The sequence below is a fragment of the Corynebacterium stercoris genome (assembly GCF_024160105.1).
GTDB classification, from domain to species: Bacteria; Actinomycetota; Actinomycetes; order Mycobacteriales; family Mycobacteriaceae; genus Corynebacterium; species Corynebacterium stercoris.
Genome location: NZ_JAMFTQ010000015.1, coordinates 16,611 through 35,178, shown reverse-complemented (window position 1 = coordinate 35,178; position 18,568 = coordinate 16,611). Strand labels below are relative to the sequence as shown.

At 65.6% G+C, this 18,568-nt stretch carries 17 protein-coding genes; 12 read left to right on the top strand and 5 right to left on the bottom strand.

Going from position 1 to position 18,568, the window contains the following annotated elements; genetic code table 11:
• Positions 1 to 82: 82 nt before the first annotated feature.
• A complete protein-coding gene (locus M5J20_RS09550; RefSeq protein ID WP_253579014.1) occupies positions 83 to 1,975 on the bottom strand; it encodes a Rib/alpha-like domain-containing protein in 1,893 nt (630 codons plus the stop codon).
• A gap of 312 nt (positions 1,976 to 2,287) precedes the next feature.
• Between M5J20_RS09550 and purS the strand changes: the two genes are divergently transcribed.
• From purS to purL, 3 genes are read left to right on the top strand one after another with little or no spacing between them, the layout of a single operon-like run.
• Positions 2,288 to 2,518, top strand: a complete 231-nt coding sequence (purS, locus tag M5J20_RS09545) for a phosphoribosylformylglycinamidine synthase subunit PurS (protein ID WP_253579012.1) — start codon at positions 2,288 to 2,290, stop codon at positions 2,516 to 2,518.
• On the top strand, positions 2,515 to 3,195 hold the full coding sequence (gene purQ, locus M5J20_RS09540) for a phosphoribosylformylglycinamidine synthase subunit PurQ (RefSeq protein WP_253579010.1): 681 nt from the start codon (positions 2,515 to 2,517) through the stop codon (positions 3,193 to 3,195). The genes purS and purQ overlap by 4 nt, the downstream gene beginning before the upstream one ends.
• A gap of 8 nt (positions 3,196 to 3,203) precedes the next feature.
• On the top strand, positions 3,204 to 5,543 hold the full coding sequence (gene purL / locus M5J20_RS09535; RefSeq protein ID WP_253579008.1) for a phosphoribosylformylglycinamidine synthase subunit PurL: 2,340 nt from the start codon (positions 3,204 to 3,206) through the stop codon (positions 5,541 to 5,543).
• Positions 5,544 to 5,826: 283 nt separating this feature from the next.
• Here the strand turns inward: purL and M5J20_RS09530 are convergent, their stop codons facing one another.
• Entirely contained in the window at positions 5,827 to 6,834 is a 1,008-nt protein-coding gene (locus M5J20_RS09530) for an acyl-CoA thioesterase (protein WP_253579006.1), read from the bottom strand.
• A 24-nt stretch (positions 6,835 to 6,858) separates the two neighbouring features.
• On the opposite strand from M5J20_RS09530, the gene M5J20_RS09525 reads away from it, so the two are divergent.
• Genes M5J20_RS09525 through purM form a run of 3 tightly spaced genes read left to right on the top strand, consistent with a single transcriptional unit; the run spans position 6,859 to position 9,807 of the window.
• Positions 6,859 to 7,236: a sterol carrier family protein gene (locus M5J20_RS09525; RefSeq protein WP_253579004.1), complete on the top strand. Its 378-nt coding sequence runs from the start codon at positions 6,859 to 6,861 to the stop codon at positions 7,234 to 7,236.
• Between the two features lies 1 nt (position 7,237).
• Positions 7,238 to 8,734 carry an amidophosphoribosyltransferase gene (gene purF, locus M5J20_RS09520; RefSeq protein WP_253579002.1) on the top strand — a complete coding sequence of 499 codons (1,497 nt, stop codon included), beginning with the start codon at positions 7,238 to 7,240 and terminating at the stop codon, positions 8,732 to 8,734.
• Positions 8,731 to 9,807 (top strand): phosphoribosylformylglycinamidine cyclo-ligase, encoded by a 1,077-nt coding sequence (gene purM, locus M5J20_RS09515; RefSeq protein WP_253579000.1) that lies wholly within the window; start codon positions 8,731 to 8,733, stop codon positions 9,805 to 9,807. The genes purF and purM overlap by 4 nt, the downstream gene beginning before the upstream one ends.
• 258 nt (positions 9,808 to 10,065) lie before the next feature.
• On the opposite strand, the gene M5J20_RS09510 is transcribed toward purM, so the two are convergent.
• Positions 10,066 to 10,293, bottom strand: coding sequence for a DUF3073 domain-containing protein (locus M5J20_RS09510; RefSeq protein WP_253578998.1), 228 nt, complete (start codon positions 10,291 to 10,293; stop codon positions 10,066 to 10,068).
• Between the two features lie 129 nt (positions 10,294 to 10,422).
• On the bottom strand, positions 10,423 to 11,547 hold the full coding sequence (gene ygfZ / locus M5J20_RS09505; protein WP_253578995.1) for a CAF17-like 4Fe-4S cluster assembly/insertion protein YgfZ: 1,125 nt from the start codon (positions 11,545 to 11,547) through the stop codon (positions 10,423 to 10,425).
• A gap of 32 nt (positions 11,548 to 11,579) precedes the next feature.
• On the opposite strand from ygfZ, the gene M5J20_RS09500 reads away from it, so the two are divergent.
• Positions 11,580 to 12,497, top strand: a complete 918-nt coding sequence (locus M5J20_RS09500; RefSeq protein ID WP_253578993.1) for an aminodeoxychorismate lyase — start codon at positions 11,580 to 11,582, stop codon at positions 12,495 to 12,497.
• Between the two features lie 31 nt (positions 12,498 to 12,528).
• On the opposite strand, the gene M5J20_RS09495 is transcribed toward M5J20_RS09500, so the two are convergent.
• Entirely contained in the window at positions 12,529 to 13,173 is a 645-nt protein-coding gene (locus M5J20_RS09495; RefSeq protein ID WP_253578991.1) for a heme-binding beta-barrel domain-containing protein, read from the bottom strand.
• A gap of 23 nt (positions 13,174 to 13,196) precedes the next feature.
• On the opposite strand from M5J20_RS09495, the gene mshD reads away from it, so the two are divergent.
• From mshD to pstB, 5 genes are all read left to right on the top strand, one after another.
• Entirely contained in the window at positions 13,197 to 14,090 is an 894-nt protein-coding gene (gene mshD / locus M5J20_RS09490) for a mycothiol synthase (RefSeq protein ID WP_253578989.1), read from the top strand.
• Positions 14,091 to 14,245: 155 nt separating this feature from the next.
• Positions 14,246 to 15,436 (top strand): phosphate ABC transporter substrate-binding protein PstS, encoded by a 1,191-nt coding sequence (pstS, locus tag M5J20_RS09485; RefSeq protein ID WP_253578987.1) that lies wholly within the window; start codon positions 14,246 to 14,248, stop codon positions 15,434 to 15,436.
• A gap of 172 nt (positions 15,437 to 15,608) precedes the next feature.
• The gene (gene pstC, locus M5J20_RS09480; RefSeq protein ID WP_253578985.1) at positions 15,609 to 16,715 is read left to right on the top strand and encodes a phosphate ABC transporter permease subunit PstC; all 1,107 of its coding nucleotides are present in this window, start codon (positions 15,609 to 15,611) and stop codon (positions 16,713 to 16,715) included.
• A 168-nt stretch (positions 16,716 to 16,883) separates the two neighbouring features.
• Positions 16,884 to 17,723 (top strand): phosphate ABC transporter permease PstA, encoded by an 840-nt coding sequence (pstA, locus tag M5J20_RS09475; RefSeq protein ID WP_253579049.1) that lies wholly within the window; start codon positions 16,884 to 16,886, stop codon positions 17,721 to 17,723.
• Positions 17,724 to 17,760: 37 nt separating this feature from the next.
• A complete protein-coding gene (gene pstB, locus M5J20_RS09470) occupies positions 17,761 to 18,537 on the top strand; it encodes a phosphate ABC transporter ATP-binding protein PstB (RefSeq protein ID WP_253578983.1) in 777 nt (258 codons plus the stop codon).
• Positions 18,538 to 18,568: the final 31 nt, after the last annotated feature.

Here is an 18,568-nt window from a genome sequence, read left to right as displayed (position 1 = left end):
AAACGGCTTTCAATTCGTGGCGCTGGAAAGCAGAAACCCCGCCCGAAGGCGGGGCTCATGCTTCACGACGCTCGGTTACTACCTAGCGGGAGGAAGAACCGCCGCCCGGGGTGCACACCGTGGCGATGTGGGCTGCGGCGTTGATGCCGTAGACCAGTGCCGCCAGGCCGCCGAGGAGCTGCGCCGAGTTCGTGCCGAATTCACGGAGCTGCTCGTCGAGTGCTGCCATCGGCAGTGCGAGCGCCGGGACGAACGCGTTGAACTGCTTCTGGATATCAGCGTTGATGTCGCCGAGCTGGCTGGACATCTGGTTGCCCATGTCGAGACCGGTGCCGGCGAGGATGCCGATCGGGATGAGCGCGAGCAGCGGCAGGCCCCAGCCGAGTGCTGCAGCGGTGCAGCGCTCCTGCTCTTCGGCGGTGAGCTTGGAGACCTTGGAATTGTTGCTTCGAGCGATCTTGCCGAAGTTCTGTGTGGTGCCATCGGCGAATGTAGCTACAAGCTCGTCCTTACCGTTGAACTCCAGCTTGGTGATGTTGACGACACCATCCTTGCCGTCGCGGCCGTCCTTGCCTGCGGCACCGGTGTCGCCCTTGTCACCCTTAGGGCCCTGGGAACCGGAGCCGTTCGAGCCGTTACGGCCGTCTTTACCGTCCTTGCCAGGAGCGCCGGTGTCGCCCTTCGGACCCTGGGCTCCGTCCTTACCGTCGGTGCCTTTGACCTTGCCCAGTTTCTGAATGGTGCCATTGGTCAGGGTGACCACGAGTTCACCTTCGTCGTTAACCGTGAACTCCTTTACGCCAACGCCATCCTCGCCCTTGGCACCGGTGTCACCCTTGTCGCCCTTTTCGCCTCGGGTGCCCTGCTCGCCTTGCGGACCCCGCTCGCCTTGCGGACCCTGCTCGCCTTGCGGACCCTGCTCGCCTTGCGGACCCTGCTCGCCTTGCGGACCCTGCTCGCCTTGCGGACCCTGCTCGCCTTGCGGACCCTGCTCGCCTTGCGGACCCGGGGTACCAGTCTGATCGGCGGGCTTCTCAGTTACCTCGTATGGAACCTCCACGAAGTCTTTAGTCCCGTCTGGGTACGTGACCACAACAGTCGTTTCGAAATTGCCAACATTAGAGGTGCTTGGGGTCGATTCAAACTCAAAGGTAGTGCCGCTGGGGAGCTCATCGACGTTTGCAATCAGACCCTCCGGCTCCAGGCTGTCACCTTGCTGAACTTTCTTGTCCTCGGCAGCCCCAGGCGTGTACTTGGATGCATCGGCGGGGGGATAGGTTCCGTTCACTACACCGCCGCGGATTTTAACCGGCAGTTCGGCATCTTTTGCGTCTACCGAAAGCAGCTCGAAATCTTTAGCGTTGTCATTAGTGTCATCACCCAAGACGGCGCGGCGCATAATCTGGTTTGCGCGCACATCTTTCCCTACCGAGATAGGGGTGCCCTCCATTAGCTTGTTCAAGGGGCTCTGAGTAGCGCCCCAAGTCACGGAGTCAATGATTTTGTCCTCCGGGTCCGCTACAATAAGCCGGCCTTCACGGTAATCCAATTCGAACCTGTTTCCGTCGTATTCTTGGTCGGCATAGCCATCATCGAAGACCTTCGACTTGTCATAGTTACCGGAGCGATAGGTGCCCGCTCGCACGATGAAATTGCTCTTCGGCTCGATAGTGCCTTCCAGGCGGATGAGGTTTTCCTCGAGTGTGGTGTAATCCTGATAGGGCAGCTGGCCTCGAAGTGACCATCCATCAATGCTGATCGGCAGGTCGGTTGGATTGTACAGCACGACGTAGTCGTGTTGGAACGTAGACCAGAAAATGCCCTCGCTGCTGCCGTATTGCCCGCCGCCAGCGTGAATTTCCTGAATCACAAGGTCCGAGCCGTCTGGTTTGGCCTGTGCTGACGGAGCTACCGCCACAGTGCCAGCCGCAAGGGCAATCACAAAGGTCGTGCTTAGCGCACGGAACGAGTTCATGGACATGTAAAACCTACCTCGGGAACTAGATGGGAAGAAGGGTGATGCACCCGCCAAGGTAGGCACGAATCTGTGCAAAAGCTTGCGGCGGTGCCAGGCTTCTCCAAGAATTAACTTTGGATTCACCTTCGCTACTGCGTCCACACCGGCGACCACGTTCGCCATTCAAGACGATGCCCAACCCCCACCGTCGTAAAGCAAAGCCCTCGCCCGCACCCGTCACCCCCAAACCCGCAGCTCACGCCCAAATTGCGCGGTCCGATATACTGAACGTCGACCTCCACCTCTACTTCTCAAACACGAAGGATTCTCATGGCACGAGTCGTGGTTAATGTCATGCCCAAGGCTGAAATTCTGGATCCGCAGGGCCAGGCGGTGCAGCGCGCGCTGGGGCGGATCGGCATCGAGGGTGTGCAGGATGTGCGCCAGGGCAAGCGGTTCGAGATCGAGGTGGATGATTCCGTCACGGACGAGGACCTGCGCCGCATGGCTGAGACGCTGCTCACCAACACCGTGATCGAGGATTTCGAGGTTGTGCGATGAGCGCAACCATCGGCGTAATTACGTTCCCGGGCACGCTGGATGACGTGGACGCGCTGCGTGCCGTCCGTCTCGCCGGCGCGACCCCGCGCGAGCTGTGGCACGCGGACTCGGACCTCGACGGTGTGGACGCTGTCGTGGTCCCCGGCGGCTTCTCCTACGGCGACTACCTGCGCTCCGGCGCGATCGCGGCGCAGGCCCCGATGATGGGCGCCGTGATCGAAGCTGCCAAGGGCGGCATGCCGGTGCTGGGCATCTGCAACGGCTTCCAAATCCTCACCGAAGCCGGCCTGCTGCCGGGCGCACTCACCCGCAACCAGGGCCTCAACTTCCACTGCGTGGACACGTTCCTCGAGGTGGCCAACGCTGACACGGCCTGGACTTCGCGTTTCGACGCTGGTCAGCACATCTACATCCCGGCCAAGCACGGCGAGGGTCGTTTCCAGGCCACCCCGGAGACCGTCGAGGCGCTGGAGAAGGAAGGCCGCGTGGTGTTCCGTTACACCGACAACTTCAACGGCTCCGTCAACGCCATCGCTGGCGTGACCAACGAGACCGGCCGCGTTGTCGGCCTCATGCCGCACCCGGAGCACGCGATTGAGCTGCTCACCGGCCCGTCTGAGGACGGTCTGGGCCTGTTCCATTCCGCGATCGACGCGATTTCCAAGATCGGAGCGTGATCAATTCCATGACTGTGGTGAACGATACCGTCGAGAAGGCGACTGCAAACCCGGACCTCGCGCAGCCGTACGCCGAGCTGGGCCTGAAGGACGACGAGTACCAGAAGATCAAGGACATCCTGGGCCGCCGCCCGACGGACGCGGAGCTGACCGTCTACTCCGTGATGTGGTCCGAGCACTGCTCCTACAAGTCCTCCAAGGTGCACCTGCGCTACTTCGGACAGACGATGACGGAGGAGATGGCCTCCAAGCTCCTCGCCGGCATCGGCGAGAACGCCGGCGTGGTGGACATCGGCGGCGGCGACGCCGTGACGTTCCGCGTGGAGAGCCACAACCACCCGTCGTTCGTCGAGCCGTACCAGGGCGCGGCCACCGGCGTCGGCGGCATTGTGCGCGACATCATGGCCATGGGCGCGCGCCCGATTGCCGTGATGGACCAGCTGCGCTTCGGCGCGATCGACACCGACGACACCAAGCGCGTCCTGCCGGGCGTGGTGCACGGCATCGGCGGCTACGGCAACTGCCTGGGCCTGCCGAACATCGGTGGCGAGACCGTCTTCGACCCGGCGTACGCGGGTAACCCGCTGGTCAACGCGCTGTGCGTGGGCACGCTGAAGGTCGAGGACCTGCACCTCGCGTTCGCCTCCGGTACCGGCAACAAGGTGATCCTCTTCGGCTCCCGCACGGGCCTCGACGGCATCGGCGGCGTGTCCGTGCTCGGCTCCGCCACCTTCGAGGAGGGCGAGGAGCGCAAGCTGCCGGCCGTGCAGGTCGGCGACCCGTTCGCCGAGAAGGTGCTCATTGAGTGCTGCCTCGAGCTCTACCACGCCGGTGTCGTGGTGGGCATCCAGGACCTCGGCGGCGGCGGCCTCGCCTGCGCGACCTCCGAGCTCGCTGCTGCCGGCGACGGCGGCATGCGCGTTGACCTCGACGCCGTCCCGCTGCGCGCCGAGAACATGTCCGCGGCGGAGATCCTCGCGTCCGAATCCCAGGAGCGCATGTGCGCCGTGGTCGCGCCGGAGAACGTCGACCGCTTCATGGAGATCTGCGCGAAGTGGGACGTCGGCGCCGCCGTGATCGGCGAGGTCACCGACGAGCGCGACCGCCTCGCCGTCTACCGCAACGGCGAGCTGGTCCTCGACGCGCCGCCTTCGACTATCGACGAAGGTCCCGTCTACGAGCGCCCCTTCGCGCGCCCGGCTTGGCTTGACGACGTGCAGTCCGCGGGTGCCGACGGCGGCGTGGAGAAGTCCGACGACCTGCGCGGCACCTGGCTGCGCATGGTCGCCTCGCCGGCGCTGTGCTCCCGCGACTTCATCACCGAGCAGTACGACCGCTACGTGCGCGGCAACACCGTCCAGGCCAAGTACGCCAACTCCGGCGTGCTGCGCATCAACGAGGAATCCCGCCGCGGCGTCGCCGTCTCCGCCGACTCCTCCGGCCGCTACACCTACCTCGACCCGAACATGGGCACCCGCCTGGCGCTCGCGGAGGCGTACCGCAACGTTGCCGTCACCGGCGCACGCCCCGTCGCCGTCACCAACTGCCTCAACTTCGGCTCCCCGGAGAACCCCGCCGTGATGTGGCAGTTCCGCGAGGCCGTGCACGGGCTTGCCGACGGCGCACTCGAACTCACCATCCCCGTCTCCGGCGGCAACGTGTCCTTCTACAACCAGACCGGCGAGACCCCAATCTTGCCGACGCCTGTTGTCGGCGTCCTCGGCGTCATCGAGGACGTGGCCGAGGCCGTGCCGCACGCCATCCCGGCCGCTGTGGAGGAGCCGCTCACCCTCGTGTTGCTCGGAGAGACCCGCGACGAGTTCGGCGGTTCCGTGTGGCAGGACATCTCCGGTCAGGGCCTGGCCGGCCTGCCGCCGCAGGTGGATCTGGCTAACGAGGAGCGCCTCGCCGAGTACCTGCTCTCCGCAGGCGCGGATGCTGGCGCGGATGCTGGCGCTCGCGCCATCGTCGCCGCTCACGACCTCTCCGAGGGCGGCCTCTCTCAGGCTGTCTTCGAGATGCTGCTTGGTTCCGACAAGGGCGCTGAACTGGATCTTTCCGGCGTCAACGAGGACGTGTTCACCGCGCTGTTCTCTGAGTCTGCGTCCCGCGTGCTCATCGCCGTGACCGGCGACCGCGCCGACGCTGCCGTCCAGCGCGCCGCCGATGCCGGCGTTCCGGCCACCGTGATCGGCACGACGACCAACGACGGCGTGATCCGCGTCGCGGGCGCTGGCGTCGAGGCCGCCGCGGGCTTCGAGATCCCAGTCTCCGAGCTCGCCGGCGCCTGGGCAGCGACCCTGCCGCAGCACTTCGGCCACGCAACCGCGCCGAACGCCGCAGTGTAGTTCGCTGCGCGTAGCCCGCCGAGCGCCCTGCGCGAAGCGCCCTGCGCCAAGCGCCCCGCGCAATGCGAAAAAGTCCTTTCCCGCCGCCGAGCGGGGGAGGACTTTGTCTTTTCCTTAATGCGCTAATTGTGTGATTTCCGAGATCAATGTGTGCGGCGCGCACATATGTCACGGAAATCCAAAGTATGGCGCATTTCAAAAAAAGAAACACGCTCCCCGAGGCGAGACAGGGAGCGAGCTCCTCGCGCGCGCACCCGCACCTCGCGCGCGCACCGGCGGCGAACTAATCTCGGCGCTGGGCGGCACCGGGGACGCGGACGAGCGGGACCGGCTCGTACTCGGCGCGTAGATCTTTCAGGGTCTGGGTGTGCTCCCAGAGCCGCTTGTCTTCCTCAGTCACCGGGGTGAACTTGCGGGCGGGCAGGGGATTGCCGTCGACATCGATGCCGATGTACGTTACGGAGGCGTGGATCGCGTCGGTGAGGCTGTCGCGCCCGCCGCGCGGATCGCCGGAGCGCACGTGAATGGAAGTGTGCAGCGAGCGGGAATCGGTGCGGGTCAACCGCGCCTCAACCTCAATCAAATCGCCGATGTGAATCGGCTGGTAGAAGCGGATACCGCCGGCGTAGACGGCTACGGTGCGCTCGCCGGTCCACTCCATCGTGCAGGCCACGCCGGCCTCGTCGATCCACTCCATGGCGGTGCCGCCGTGGACGTTGCCGCCCCAGTTCACGTCCGTCGGCTTCGCAAGGAAGCGGTTCACCAAAATGGGCGCGGTGGAATCGTCGGTGTAGCTCTGCTCGCTCATCTCGGCTTCGATGGCTTTGCGCAGGTCGATGCGGGAGAGTGCGGCTTCGGCGACGCGTCGCTCTTCGTCGTCGGAAGGCACGAACTCCGGCACCGGAGTGGGGCGGCCGGTGACAGCGTCCTTGGCCACGAAGATGACCAGGCAGTCGCAGGCGCGGGTGAACACGCCCTGGCGTGGGTCGGCGCTCAACACCTCGTTGACGATGTGCATTGAGGAGCGCCCGGTCATGGCGATGCGGGAGCGCACCTCCACGATGTGCCCGGAGGGAATGGGCCGGGTGAAGTGGATGTGGCCCACGTACGCGGTGACGCAGTACGTGCCGGACCATTGCGCGGCGCACGCGTAGGCGGCTTTATCAATCCACTCCAGCACGCGGCCGCCGGAAACGCCTTGGGCGCCGGCGAAGAGGACGTCGTTAGGCGCGGCCATGAAGCGCAGCGTGATGGAGGGGGACTTCGTTGCGGCGACGGGCGTGTTCGGCATGGGCATAACCCTAATATGGGCCGCATGGCAAAGAAGCTGGATCCCGCGGAAACGAAGCGTGCGGTGGATGAGGTTGCGGGGTGGCTGCAATCGAACGTCGGCAAGCCAAGTCGGAGCCAGCTGGCCGCGGCGGTGCGGGCGACAGCGCGGACGCTTGCGGAGGAGCTCCCCGGGCACGCGGTGGAGCTGCGTGTGCCCCCGTTTGTGGCGGTGCAGTGCGTGGAGGGGCCGCGGCACACGCGCGGCACGCCGCCGAATGTGGTGGAGATGGACCCGGAGACGTGGCTCAAGCTGGCGACGGGTGTGAGCACGTTCGAGGCTGAGCTGTCCGCGGGCAGGGTGGATGCGTCGGGGTCGCGTGCGGCTGAGGTTGCCCGCGGGCTGCCGGTGGTGAGGCTGTAAGATGACGGCTGTGCAGACCGGTTTCGATGCCACGCGTGCCGATGAACCCCGCGAGGAATGCGGCGTGTTCGGCGTGTGGGCTCCACAGGAAGACGTGTCCAAGCTGACCTATTTCGGTCTTTTCGCCCTGCAGCACCGCGGCCAGGAAGGCGCGGGCATTGCGGTGGGCGATCACGAAAATATCGTGGTGTTCAAAGACACCGGCCTGGTCAGCCAAGTGTTTGATGAGTCGGTGCTCGACGCGCTGCAGGGTGATGTGGCGATCGGCCACACGCGCTACTCCACGGCCGGCGGCAATTCGTGGGAGAACGTGCAGCCGATGTTCCGCACGTCGCCGAACGGCACGGACGTGGCGCTGGCCCACAACGGCAACCTGATCAACTACATGGAGTTGCAGCAGGAGGCGATTGCGAAGAAGCTCATCCCGGCCGCCGGCGTGAAGGGGCAGGGCTCCTCCTCCGACACCGCCGTTGTGTCCGCGCTGCTTGCGGATCTGATCCGGGACGAGCGCACGCTTCTCGACGCCTGCCGGGAACTCCTCCCACGCATCAAAGGCGCCTTCTGTTTCATGATCACCGACGGGCACACGCTCTTCGCCGCGCGCGACCCGCACGGTGTGCGCCCGCTTTCGCTCGGGCGTCTCGACGGCGGCTGGGTGATCGCCTCGGAGACGGCGGCGCTGGATATCGTCGGTGCCTCGTTCGTGCGCGACGTGGACCCGGGCGAGATGATCTGGGTGGACGCGTCGGGCGTGCACTCGGAACGTTTCGCCGAGGAGACCCGCGCGCACTGCGTGTTCGAGTACGTCTACGTCGCGCGTCCGGATTCGGTGATCGACGGGCAGACGGTGAACTCGGCGAGGATTGATATCGGGCGTCGGTTAGCGCGTGTGCTCCCGGTGGACGCGGATCTGGTGATGCCGGTGCCGGAGAGCGGCACGCCGGCGGCGATCGGCTACGCGGCCGAGTCCGGGATCCCGTTCAAGCAGGGCCTGATGAAGAACGCGTACGTGGGCCGCACGTTCATCCAGCCGTCGGATACGCTGCGCCAGCTGGGCCTGCGCCTGAAGCTGAACCCGGTCCGCCAGGTGATTGAGGGCAAGTCGCTCGTGGTTGTGGACGATTCCATCGTGCGCGGCAACACCCAGCGCAAACTGATCCGCATGCTGCGCGAAGCCGGCGCGGGCGAGGTGCACGTGCGCATCGCGTCGCCGCCGGTGAAGTGGCCGTGCTTCTACGGCATCGACTTCGCCAGCCCCGGCGAGCTCATCGCCAACCACGGCCGCGGCGGCTCCGACGCGGAGATCGCCGAATCCATCCGCACAATGATCGGCGCGGATTCGCTCGCTTTCGTGCCTATCGACGACATGGTTGCGGCCTCCAAGCATGCCCCAACCGACCTGTGCGCCGCGTGCTTCACCGGCCACTACCCGCTGGGTCTGCCCGAGGGCAACCCCAATGCCGACCTTGTCCGCCGCATCCAGAGAGGTGAATCATGAGTGAAAACCCTGCCGGAAACCCGGTGTCCTACGAGGCCGCCGGTGTCTCCATCGAGGCCGGCGACAAGGCCGTCGAGCTGTTCGCGCCGCACGCCAAGCGCGCCACCCGCCCCGAAGTCCGCGGCGGCCTCGGCGGCTTCGCCGGCCTCTTCGCGCTGGGCAAGTACAAGGAGCCGCTGCTCGCTGCGGGTTCCGACGGCGTAGGCACCAAGCTCGCCGTCGCCCAGGCGATGGATAAACACGACACCATCGGCATCGACCTGGTGGCCATGTGCGTCGACGACCTGGTGGTCTGCGGCGCCGAGCCGCTGTTCCTGCAGGACTACATTGCCATCGGCAAGGTCGTGCCGGAGAAGGTCGCCGAGATCGTCGCCGGCATCGCCGAGGGTTGCGTCCAGGCCGGTTGCGCGCTGCTCGGCGGCGAGACCGCCGAGCACCCCGGCGTGATGGACCCGGATGAGTACGACGTCTCCGCCACCGCCGTCGGTGTCGTTGAGGCCGACGAGCTGCTCGGCCCCCACCGCGTCCGCGAGGGCGACGTGATCATTGGCATGGCCTCTTCCGGCCTGCACTCCAACGGCTACTCGCTGGCCCGCCACGTGCTGCTCGAGCGCGCCGGCCTGCCGCTCGACGGCCACATTGAGGAGCTCGGCCGCACCCTCGGTGAGGAACTCCTCGAGCCGACCCGCATCTACGCCCTCGACTGCCTCGAGCTGGCCGCGGAGTGCGACGTCCGCACCTTCTGCCACGTCACCGGCGGCGGCCTGGCCGGCAACATGGAGCGCGTGATCCCCGAAGGCCTCGTCGCCGAGATGCACCGCGCGACCTGGACGCCGGGCCAGATCTTCCGCACCATCAAATCCATCGGACAGGTGCCGGATGAGGAGATGGAGAAGACCTTCAACATGGGCGTCGGCATGGTGGCCATCGTCTCCGCCGCCGACCGTGACCGCGCGCTGGCCATCCTGGCCGCCCGCCACATCGACAGCTGGGTGCTCGGCGAGGTCCGCGCGGCCGGCGAGGCCGACGGCGGCGCGCGTGCCGTGCTCACTGGCACGCACCCGCAGTACTAGCGCTGCTTGCGTGCTTGCTTTGCGCTGACAGCTCCAATGTGTGCCGATCGTTGGAGCTGTCAGCGATTGGAGCTCTCAGCGTCACCTCTCTGACCTGCGGGTTTCAAATCGACGCCTGTCCACGACGACGTTGACAGCTCCAACTTGCATATGAAAATGGAGCTGTCAGCGAAAGCGGGGCGGGGAAGAGAACGTCGGCAAGCAAAAAGCACCCCGAAGGGTGCTGTGCAGAACGCGCGGACCACGCCGCGCTACAGGCTAGCGAGCTGCCGCGGCGTTGCCGCCGAAATCATCAGCGTCGTCGTCCCAATCGGCGTAGTCAGCGTAGTCGCCGTACTGGTCCACCTCGTCATCCTCGTCCCAGCTGTTCGCCGGTGCCTGACCCGCGAGCTCACGCTGCAGGGAGTCGAGGTCCATTTCGGGAGAGTTGTACTTGAGCTGGCGAGCGACCTTGGTCTGCTTTGCTTTGGCGCGTCCGCGACCCATGGCGTGACCCCCTTGAGGTGGTTCGGGCGGCCTAGAACAGGCGGCCTCTTCTATTCGAAAGTATTGTCCTGCGTGACATCATAGCCAATACCCCCAAAAAATTCCCTTCCGCCCTGTATGCTGCGCGTTTTACGCTGGCCCCAGACCTCGCTTGAGCTTTTCGACGGCTGCCTTACCCGCCTTCTCGCCTTCGAAAACCGGGAGGGACGCGGGGTCGACGGAGGCGGCGGTGCCGTCGATATCTAGGGGAGTGTCGGGGAGGGCGGAGCGCTTGACCAGGGCGAGGGCGATGGGGCCCTCGTCGGCGTCGTGGATCACGGTGCCGAGGCGGCCTACCTTGCGGCCGTTCGCGGTGATCACGGTGCCCGGCTCGGGCTCGGTGGGGGAGGAGCCGTCGAGCTGCAGCATGACGAGGAGGCGGGGGGAGCGGCCGAGGTTCTCCACGCGCGCGACGGTTTCCTGGCCGCGGTAGCAGCCTTTGTGCAGGTGGACGGCGCCCGGCCAGGCGCCGGCGCCTTCTGCAGCGCTGGCGCCAGCACCGCCGGCATCGCCGCCGCGGGTGATGAACCGCGGCACCTCGTGCGCAATGGACTTCTCGTCCAGGTCCGCGCGCAGTTCCGGCTCGCCGGCGCGCACGCGCTGGGCGGTGTACGCCAAAAGGCCGGTGAGGTCGCCGCCGGCGTCGGTCCACGCGCGGGCGGCGGCGGGAAGTTCGGGGCGGGGAAGACAGACGTCGATACGCGAAAAGCCCTGCAGCCACGGCACCTCGCGCTCCCACAGCGCCCCGGGGATGCGCTGCGCGAAGCCGGCGGGGCCGAGGAGGGTGACGATGGCGAGGTCCGCCTCGTCGACCGTGACGTCGGACCAGAAGATCATGCGGCGCAGGTAGTCGAGGAGCGAGGGGCCTTGGGCGGCGGGAACGTCGAGGTGGAAGGTGGTGCCGTCGTAAAGCATGTCGGCGTGGTGCAGCACGTGGCCCTGCATGTCCAGGTCGAGCGCGGCGCCGGCGAAGCCGGGGGAGGCGTCGTCGAGCTTCTGCGAGAGCAGGTTGTTGAGGAATACCGGCGCGTCCGGCCCGGCGACGGTGATCACGGTGCGCTGGGAGCGGTCGACAAGCCCGGGGCGCTCGGCGAGGCGGCGCTGCTCGCCGAGGGGGTCGCCGTAGTGGAGGGGGACGCCGGCGGCGTCGAGAAGCGAGGCGCCTTCGGACGCGGCGGCGCCGGGGAAGTCCAACAATGCAGAGCGGTACGTCACGCGGCCCGATCATAGGGGCATAATGGCGGGTTATGGGTCAATCGCTGCTTCCCCCTGAACCCGTGATCTACCTCGTGGAGCCGTTCGGCGGGCCGATACGCAGGCAAAACCCCAACATGCCGCACGTGTTTTGGGATGACGCGGCCGTCACCCGCGGCGACGGCGTCTTCGAGACAATCCTGGTCCGCGGCGGGCGCGCGCTGAACCTGGACAAGCACCTCGCGCGCTTCACCCGCTCCGCTGCCGCGCTCGCGCTGCCCGAGCCGGACGCGCAGCAATGGGTCAAGGCCACCGAGGAGGCCGTCGCGGATTACTGCAGGGAGCGCATGCTTGACGACGATCCTTCCCTCGCCCCCGAAGCAAAATGCATGTGGACCATGACCCGCGGCCGCGAGACCACGGGCGTGCCCACCGCGTGGCTCACCGTGCGCCCGGTTGCCGACGACGTGCTGCGCCAGCGCGAGGAGGGTGTCGCCGTGGTGACCACACCGAGGGGCCTCAGCGTGGCTGCCGACGTGCCGTGGATGGCCGTCGAGGCGAAGACGTTGAACTACGCGGCGAGCATGGCGGCGCTGCGATGGGCGCGCTCGCAGGGCTACGACGACGTTATCTATACGGAGCCCACAGACGACGGAGAGCGTGTGCTCGAGGGTGCGACCAGCAGCGTGGTCATGGTGAAGAAAGACCAGCGCCTGCGCACCCCCGCGCCTGGGCCCGGCATCCTGCCCGGCACCACGCAGGCGGCGCTATTCGACTACGCCTCCGAGCGCGGCTGGAAATGCAAGGCCAAGGACATCTACCTGGGCGAGCTGTACAAGGCGGAGTCGGTGTGGCTGGTCAGCTCCACGCGCATCTGCGCGCGCGTGACCAGGCTGAACGACAAGAAGCTGCCGGTGCCGGACAACGAGGCGGAGATCCGCGAGCTCATCGCCGCGGCGGTAGGGCGCTGACGCGCCCTACCCGGCAGGGTGCGTTGGCGCCCTAGCCCGCGACGCGCTCGAGCTCGGCGGACATGTACGGCACGAGCCCGCCGTCGACCACGCGCTCGTCCACCCAGCCGAGGTTGTTGTTCGGCATCAGGCCGTACAGGCGGCGGCCCGGGCCGTGGTCGGCGGGGCCGGTTTCGGTGGCGATGGTGCTGGCGCTCTCGATGCGCCACGCGCGCTCGTTGACCGGCTGGCCGTAAAGCACCTCCACGAGGCCGCGGGAGCTGGTCAGCGTCACCTCAATCTCGTCCTTCTCGGAGATGCGCCAGAAGCCCACCTCGCGCTGGTCGGCGCCGGCGGCGCCGCCTTCGTCGTCGAGACGCCAGATGCGGGACTCGAAGCGCAGGTAGTTCTCGCCGTCGTGGGAGATGACCAGCTGCTGGCCGAAGCTGTACTGCTCGCCGTGGTCATCCGCCTGGCCGGTGCCCTGCCACACGCCGACGAGCGGCAGCAGCGCCAGCAGCCCGTCGTGCAGGCTGGGGCCCTGGCGGAGGTTCGCCGTGTCATCCTCCAGCGGGAAGTCCTCGAAGCCGAGGCCCGGGATATTGCGGTGCGCGGTGCGCTTCGACTGCTCCGCGGCGAGGTTCACGGCCGCGCTGCCGTCGAGGGTGTCTTTGGTGGTGATTTCGTTGTCAGACATGCGTCCCAGCGTAGCCTTGGGGCATGACAGCCGAGATTGCACGCACATCCGCGCCGGTGGCAGGCGCACAGGCCCTGCTCGACGAGGTCGAGGCCCACGACGGTATCGCCGCCTTCTCCGAGCAGTTCCTCGCCGCGCTCGACGACCCCGCCCGCGAGCACACCCACCTCGTCGCGCACGAGGGCGAGCACCTCATCGGCGTCGCGTCCTGTGCGCCGGACGGGGGAGTGGAGCTTGCCGTCCACCCGGATTTCCGCAGGCAGGGCGTTGCGTCGGGGCTCATTGCGCGTATCGACGATCCTTCGAGCAAGGCCTTCTGGGCCCACGGCGACCTCGAGGCGGCCCAGGGTCTGGCGGCTGCACGGGGCATGGAAAAGACCCGCGAGCTGCTGGTGATGGCCATCGACGCGGACGCGCTGGAGGCCGGTCCGGTTGAGCTGCCGGAGGGGTTCGCCGCGTTGAACTACACGGAAGCGTGCGAGCGTTTCGGGCGCGACGAGGTGGAGCAGGCGTGGTTGGACGTGAACAACGACGCGTTCTCGTGGCACCCGGAGCAGGGCGGATGGGATCTCGACCGGCTCCACCGCGGGATGGCCGCGGAATGGTTCGACCCGGAAGGGGTGTGGTTGCTGTATGACGAGCGTCGGCAAGCACCTGTGCTCGCAGGGTTCCACTGGACGAAGCGGCACCCGGGCGGGACTGGTGAGGTCTATGTGGTTGGCCTGTCTTCGAGTTACCGGGGGGAGGGAATGGGGGGGCCTCTCATGGGGGTCGGGCTGAAACACCTCGTGGAAGGTGGATCGTCGCAGGTCATCCTGTATGTCGAGGCCGATAACGAGCCCGCGGTGAAACGCTACAATGAGATCGGGTTCACAATTGCGGAATCACATGTTGTGTATCGCAATCAAGTCTCCTAGCTGGGCTTTTACAGCCAATTTTGAGAGTTCATTGATTGTTAACTTGCCTAGATACCGATGGTTAACCACCGCCCCGTAGCTTTACCGGCTGTGAGTAATCGGAGTTGATCTGCGTCTGCCAGAAGGCAGGAGTGGTTCAAGCCCTTCGGGAACCGATGCTCTTTGCATTGATCTACTTAACACCGGAAAGGTACCCCGTGATCCGCAACTTCAAGCGCACCGCCGCAATCATCGGCGTCGTCGCAGCATCCTCCGCTTCCCTCGTTGCCTGCGGCAACTCCAACGACACCGCTGCAGACAACACTGCAACCGAGACCGCGGTTGAGACCGCTACCGACGCAGCTGCAACCGAGACCGCTGCCGCCAAGGGCGACTACGAGCTCTCCGGCCAGACCGGTTCCCTCGTTGCTGAGGGCGCTTCCTCCCAGCAGAACGCTATGGACTACTTCGGCTCCGTGTACGCAGCCGAGGTTCCGGGTGCCTCCCTGGCCTACACCCCGTCTGGCTCCGGCTCCGGCATCAAGAACTTCATCGCTAACCAGGCTGTCTTCGCTGGTTCTGACTCCCCGCTGAAGGAGGAGGAGGTCCAGCAGGCTGCTGACCGTTGCGGTGGCAACGAGGCATGGCACCTGCCGTTCGTCATCGGCCCGGTTGCAATCGCTTACAACCTGGACGGCGTTGACGAGCTGAACCTGACCGTCGATAACATCGTCGACATCTTCCAGGGCACCATCACCAACTGGAACGACCCGGCCATCGCCGAGTCCAACCCGGGTGCTTCCCTGCCGGACCAGGACATCAACGTCTTCTACCGCTCCGACGAGTCCGGTACCTCCGACAACTTCCAGAAGTTCCTGAAGGCAGCTTCCCAGGACAAGTGGGAGTCCACCGGTAAGGCATTCCCGAACGCTGTTGGTACCGGTGCAAACGGTTCCTCCGGTGTTGCACAGGAAGTTTCCGCTACCCCGGGTGCTATCACCTACGTCGAGGCTGGCTTCGCTGACCAGAAGGCAAACATCGACTTCGGTGCTGGCCCGGTTGAGCTGAACGAGGAGTCCGTGGGCAAGGCTCTGGACAACCTGACCTTCAAGACCGAGGGCCACAACATGGTTGTTGACTCCTCCGCTCTGTTCGCTTCCCACGACAACGGTGCATACCCGCTGGTTCTGACCACCTACGAGATCGTCTGCTCCGCCGGCTACGACGAGGCAACCGCTAACCAGGTGCGCGACTTCCTGAACATCGCTCTTGACTCCCAGGATGATGAGCTGGCTGACGCTGGCTTCATCCCGGTTACCGGTGCTCACGCAGACCGCCTGCGCGAGGCCATCAACGCGATCCAGTAAGACTCGCTACTTCGGGCCGCGGGACCTGACCTTGTCGTAAGGTGCTGCGGCCGATAGACCCCCCCATCTCTGACACATAGTCGATTTCGGGGGGTCTATCTGTGCGGGGATGCAGGCAGTGTTCTGCGTCACCGTTGCTTAATCCAACCCATATCCCAAAGGATTCGCGAACATGGCTGACAACGAACTGCCTGCTACCGAACACGACGACCGCGGCGCAGGTCCCGCGACGAAGTCCGATCCCGTAATCCAGCACTCCACCGCCACTCCGAAGGAGAAGGGCCAGGACCCGGCTACCACGGGCACCCCGGTGACCGGCGAGACTGCTGCAGCGAACGACACCGGTGCCGGCGTGAAGCGCCCGGGCGACCGCGTGTTTGAGGCGCTGTCCACCATCTCCGCAGCGCTGATCACCGTGCTGGTCGCTGCAATTGGTATCTTCCTGCTCATCCAGGCTTTTGAGCCGCTGCGTCGTAACGAAGGCGGCATCCTCGGCTTCTTCACCTACGGCGGCCAGTGGCAGACCGCAAACCTGGATTCCATGAAGTTCGGTATCCCGAACCTCTTCTTCTCCACGCTGACGATCTCCCTGATCGCCCTGATCATCGCCATGCCGGTTGCACTCGGCGTCGCGCTGTTCCTCTCCAACTACGCGCCGGCCAACCTGGTTCGCCCGCTGGGCACCCTGGTTGACATGCTCGCCGCCGTGCCGTCCATCGTGTACGGCCTCTGGGGCGCGCAGGTCCTCGGCCCGCTGCTGGGCAAGTTCTACACCTGGCTGAACTCCTGGGCAGGCGACTTCTTCCTCTTCGCCACCTACCAGAACTCCCCGCCGTTCTCCACGGGCCGCAACATGATGACCGGTGGCATCGTGCTCGCCATCATGATCCTCCCGATCATCGCCGCGACCGCACGCGAGATCTTCGTGCAGACCCCTCCGGGCCAGATCGAGTCCGCCCTGGCACTCGGCGCAACCCGCTGGGAAGTTATCCGCATGACCGTCATTCCGTTCGGTATGTCCGGCTTCATCGCAGGTTCCATGCTCGGCCTCGGCCGCGCACTTGGTGAGACCATGGCTCTGTACATGGCCGTCGCTCCGGCGAACAGCTACCGCGGCTCGCTTTTCGACGGTGGTACCACCTTCGCTACCGCCATCGCTAACGCGTCCGCCGAGTTCAACAACCCGATTTCCGCTGGTGCCTACATCGCCGCCGGTCTGGTGCTGTTCCTCCTGACCTTCATCGTTAACTCGATCGCCCGCGCGATCGTCAACAAGTAGTGGGGAGCTAGGAAGAAAATGTCTACCGCAGTACCCAACAATGGCGCCAACACCGGCGCAACCTCGTCGAAGGTGACCACCACCACGACGACCACCACCACCGCCACCGCGGCCCCTGAACGCAGCGGCGACAACCCGTTCACCGACATCTCCTCCGGCCGCAAGAACATGAACTCCTTCATGGGCGGCCTGATGTGGTTCTGCATGATCCTGGCGCTCATCCCGCTGCTGTGGCTCCTGCTGACCGTTATCGGCCGCGGCTGGTCCGCAGTGTTCGACCCGGCCTGGTGGACCCAGGACATGGTCGGCGTCCGCGCGACGAAGGCTGGCGGCGGTGCCGCGCACGCAATCGTCGGTACGCTTGTGCAAACCCTCATCGCGTCGCTGTTCGCGATCCCGGTCGGTATCTTCACCGCCATCTACCTGGTGGAGTACTCCAACGGCAACCGCCTGGGCAAGCTCACCACCTTCATGGTGGACATCCTTTCCGGTGTGCCGTCCATCGTTGCCGCCCTGTTCGTCTACGCACTGTGGATCACCATGCTGGGCCAGCAGCGTTCCGGCTTCGCCGTGTCGCTCTCGCTGATCCTGCTCATGATCCCGGTTGTGGTCCGCAACACCGAAGAGATGCTCCGCGTGGTTCCGATGGACCTGCGCGAGGCCACCTACGCACTCGGCGTGCCGAAGTGGAAGACCATTGCACGCATCGTGCTCCCGACCGCCCTGTCCGGCATCGTCACCGGCATCATGCTGGCCATCGCCCGCGTGATGGGCGAGTCCGCGCCGGTGCTGGTCCTCGTCGGCTCCACCCCGGCACTGAACTGGTTCAACATGTTCGACCAGCCGCAGTCCTCCCTCCCGCTGTACATGCTGGACATGTGGAAGGCCGGCGCTTCCGGCCCTGCGAACGACCGTCTCTGGGGCGCGGCTCTGACGCTTGTCATCCTCGTCGTCACCCTGAACCTGCTCGCCCGCTTCGTGGCGAAGAAGTTCTCGGTCAAGAAGTAACCCACCCGCGTACCACCACATTCAGGAGTAAACCCAGATGTCTACCAAGCTCGTTCTCGACGACGTCAACATCTACTACGGCGACTTCCACGCCGTGCAGAACGTCAACATGCACATCCCGGCCAAGGCCGTGACCGCGTTCATCGGCCCGTCCGGCTGCGGTAAGTCCACCGTGCTTCGCACCCTCAACCGCATGCACGAGGTCATCCCCGGCGCATCCGTGAAGGGCAACATTCTTCTCGACGGCCACAACATCTACGGCCCGAAGGTTGACCCGGTGGCCGTGCGCAACACCATCGGCATGGTGTTCCAGAAGGCAAACCCGTTCCCGACCATGTCCATTGCCGAGAACGTCGTTGCCGGCCTGACCCTGCAGGGTGAGAAGGACAAGAAGAAGCTCGCAGAGATCACCGAGGAGTCCCTCCGCGGCGCCAACCTCTGGGACGAGGTCAAGGACCGTCTGGACAAGCCGGGCGGCGGCCTCTCCGGTGGTCAGCAGCAGCGTCTCTGCATCGCTCGCGCGATCGCCGTGCGTCCTGAGGTGCTCCTCATGGACGAGCCGTGCTCCGCTCTCGACCCGATCTCCACTCTCGCCGTTGAGGACCTGATCCACGAGCTGAAGACCGACTACACCATCGTCATCGTGACCCACAACATGCAGCAGGCTGCTCGTGTGTCCGACAAGACCGCGTTCTTCTCCCTCGAGGCAACCGGCAAGCCGGGCCACCTCGTCGAGTTCGACGACACCACCACCATCTTCGAGAACCCGTCCCAGAAGGAGACCGAGGACTACATCTCCGGTCGCTTCGGCTAAAGGTTCTTTGGCGGGAGCCACTCCCGTTTTT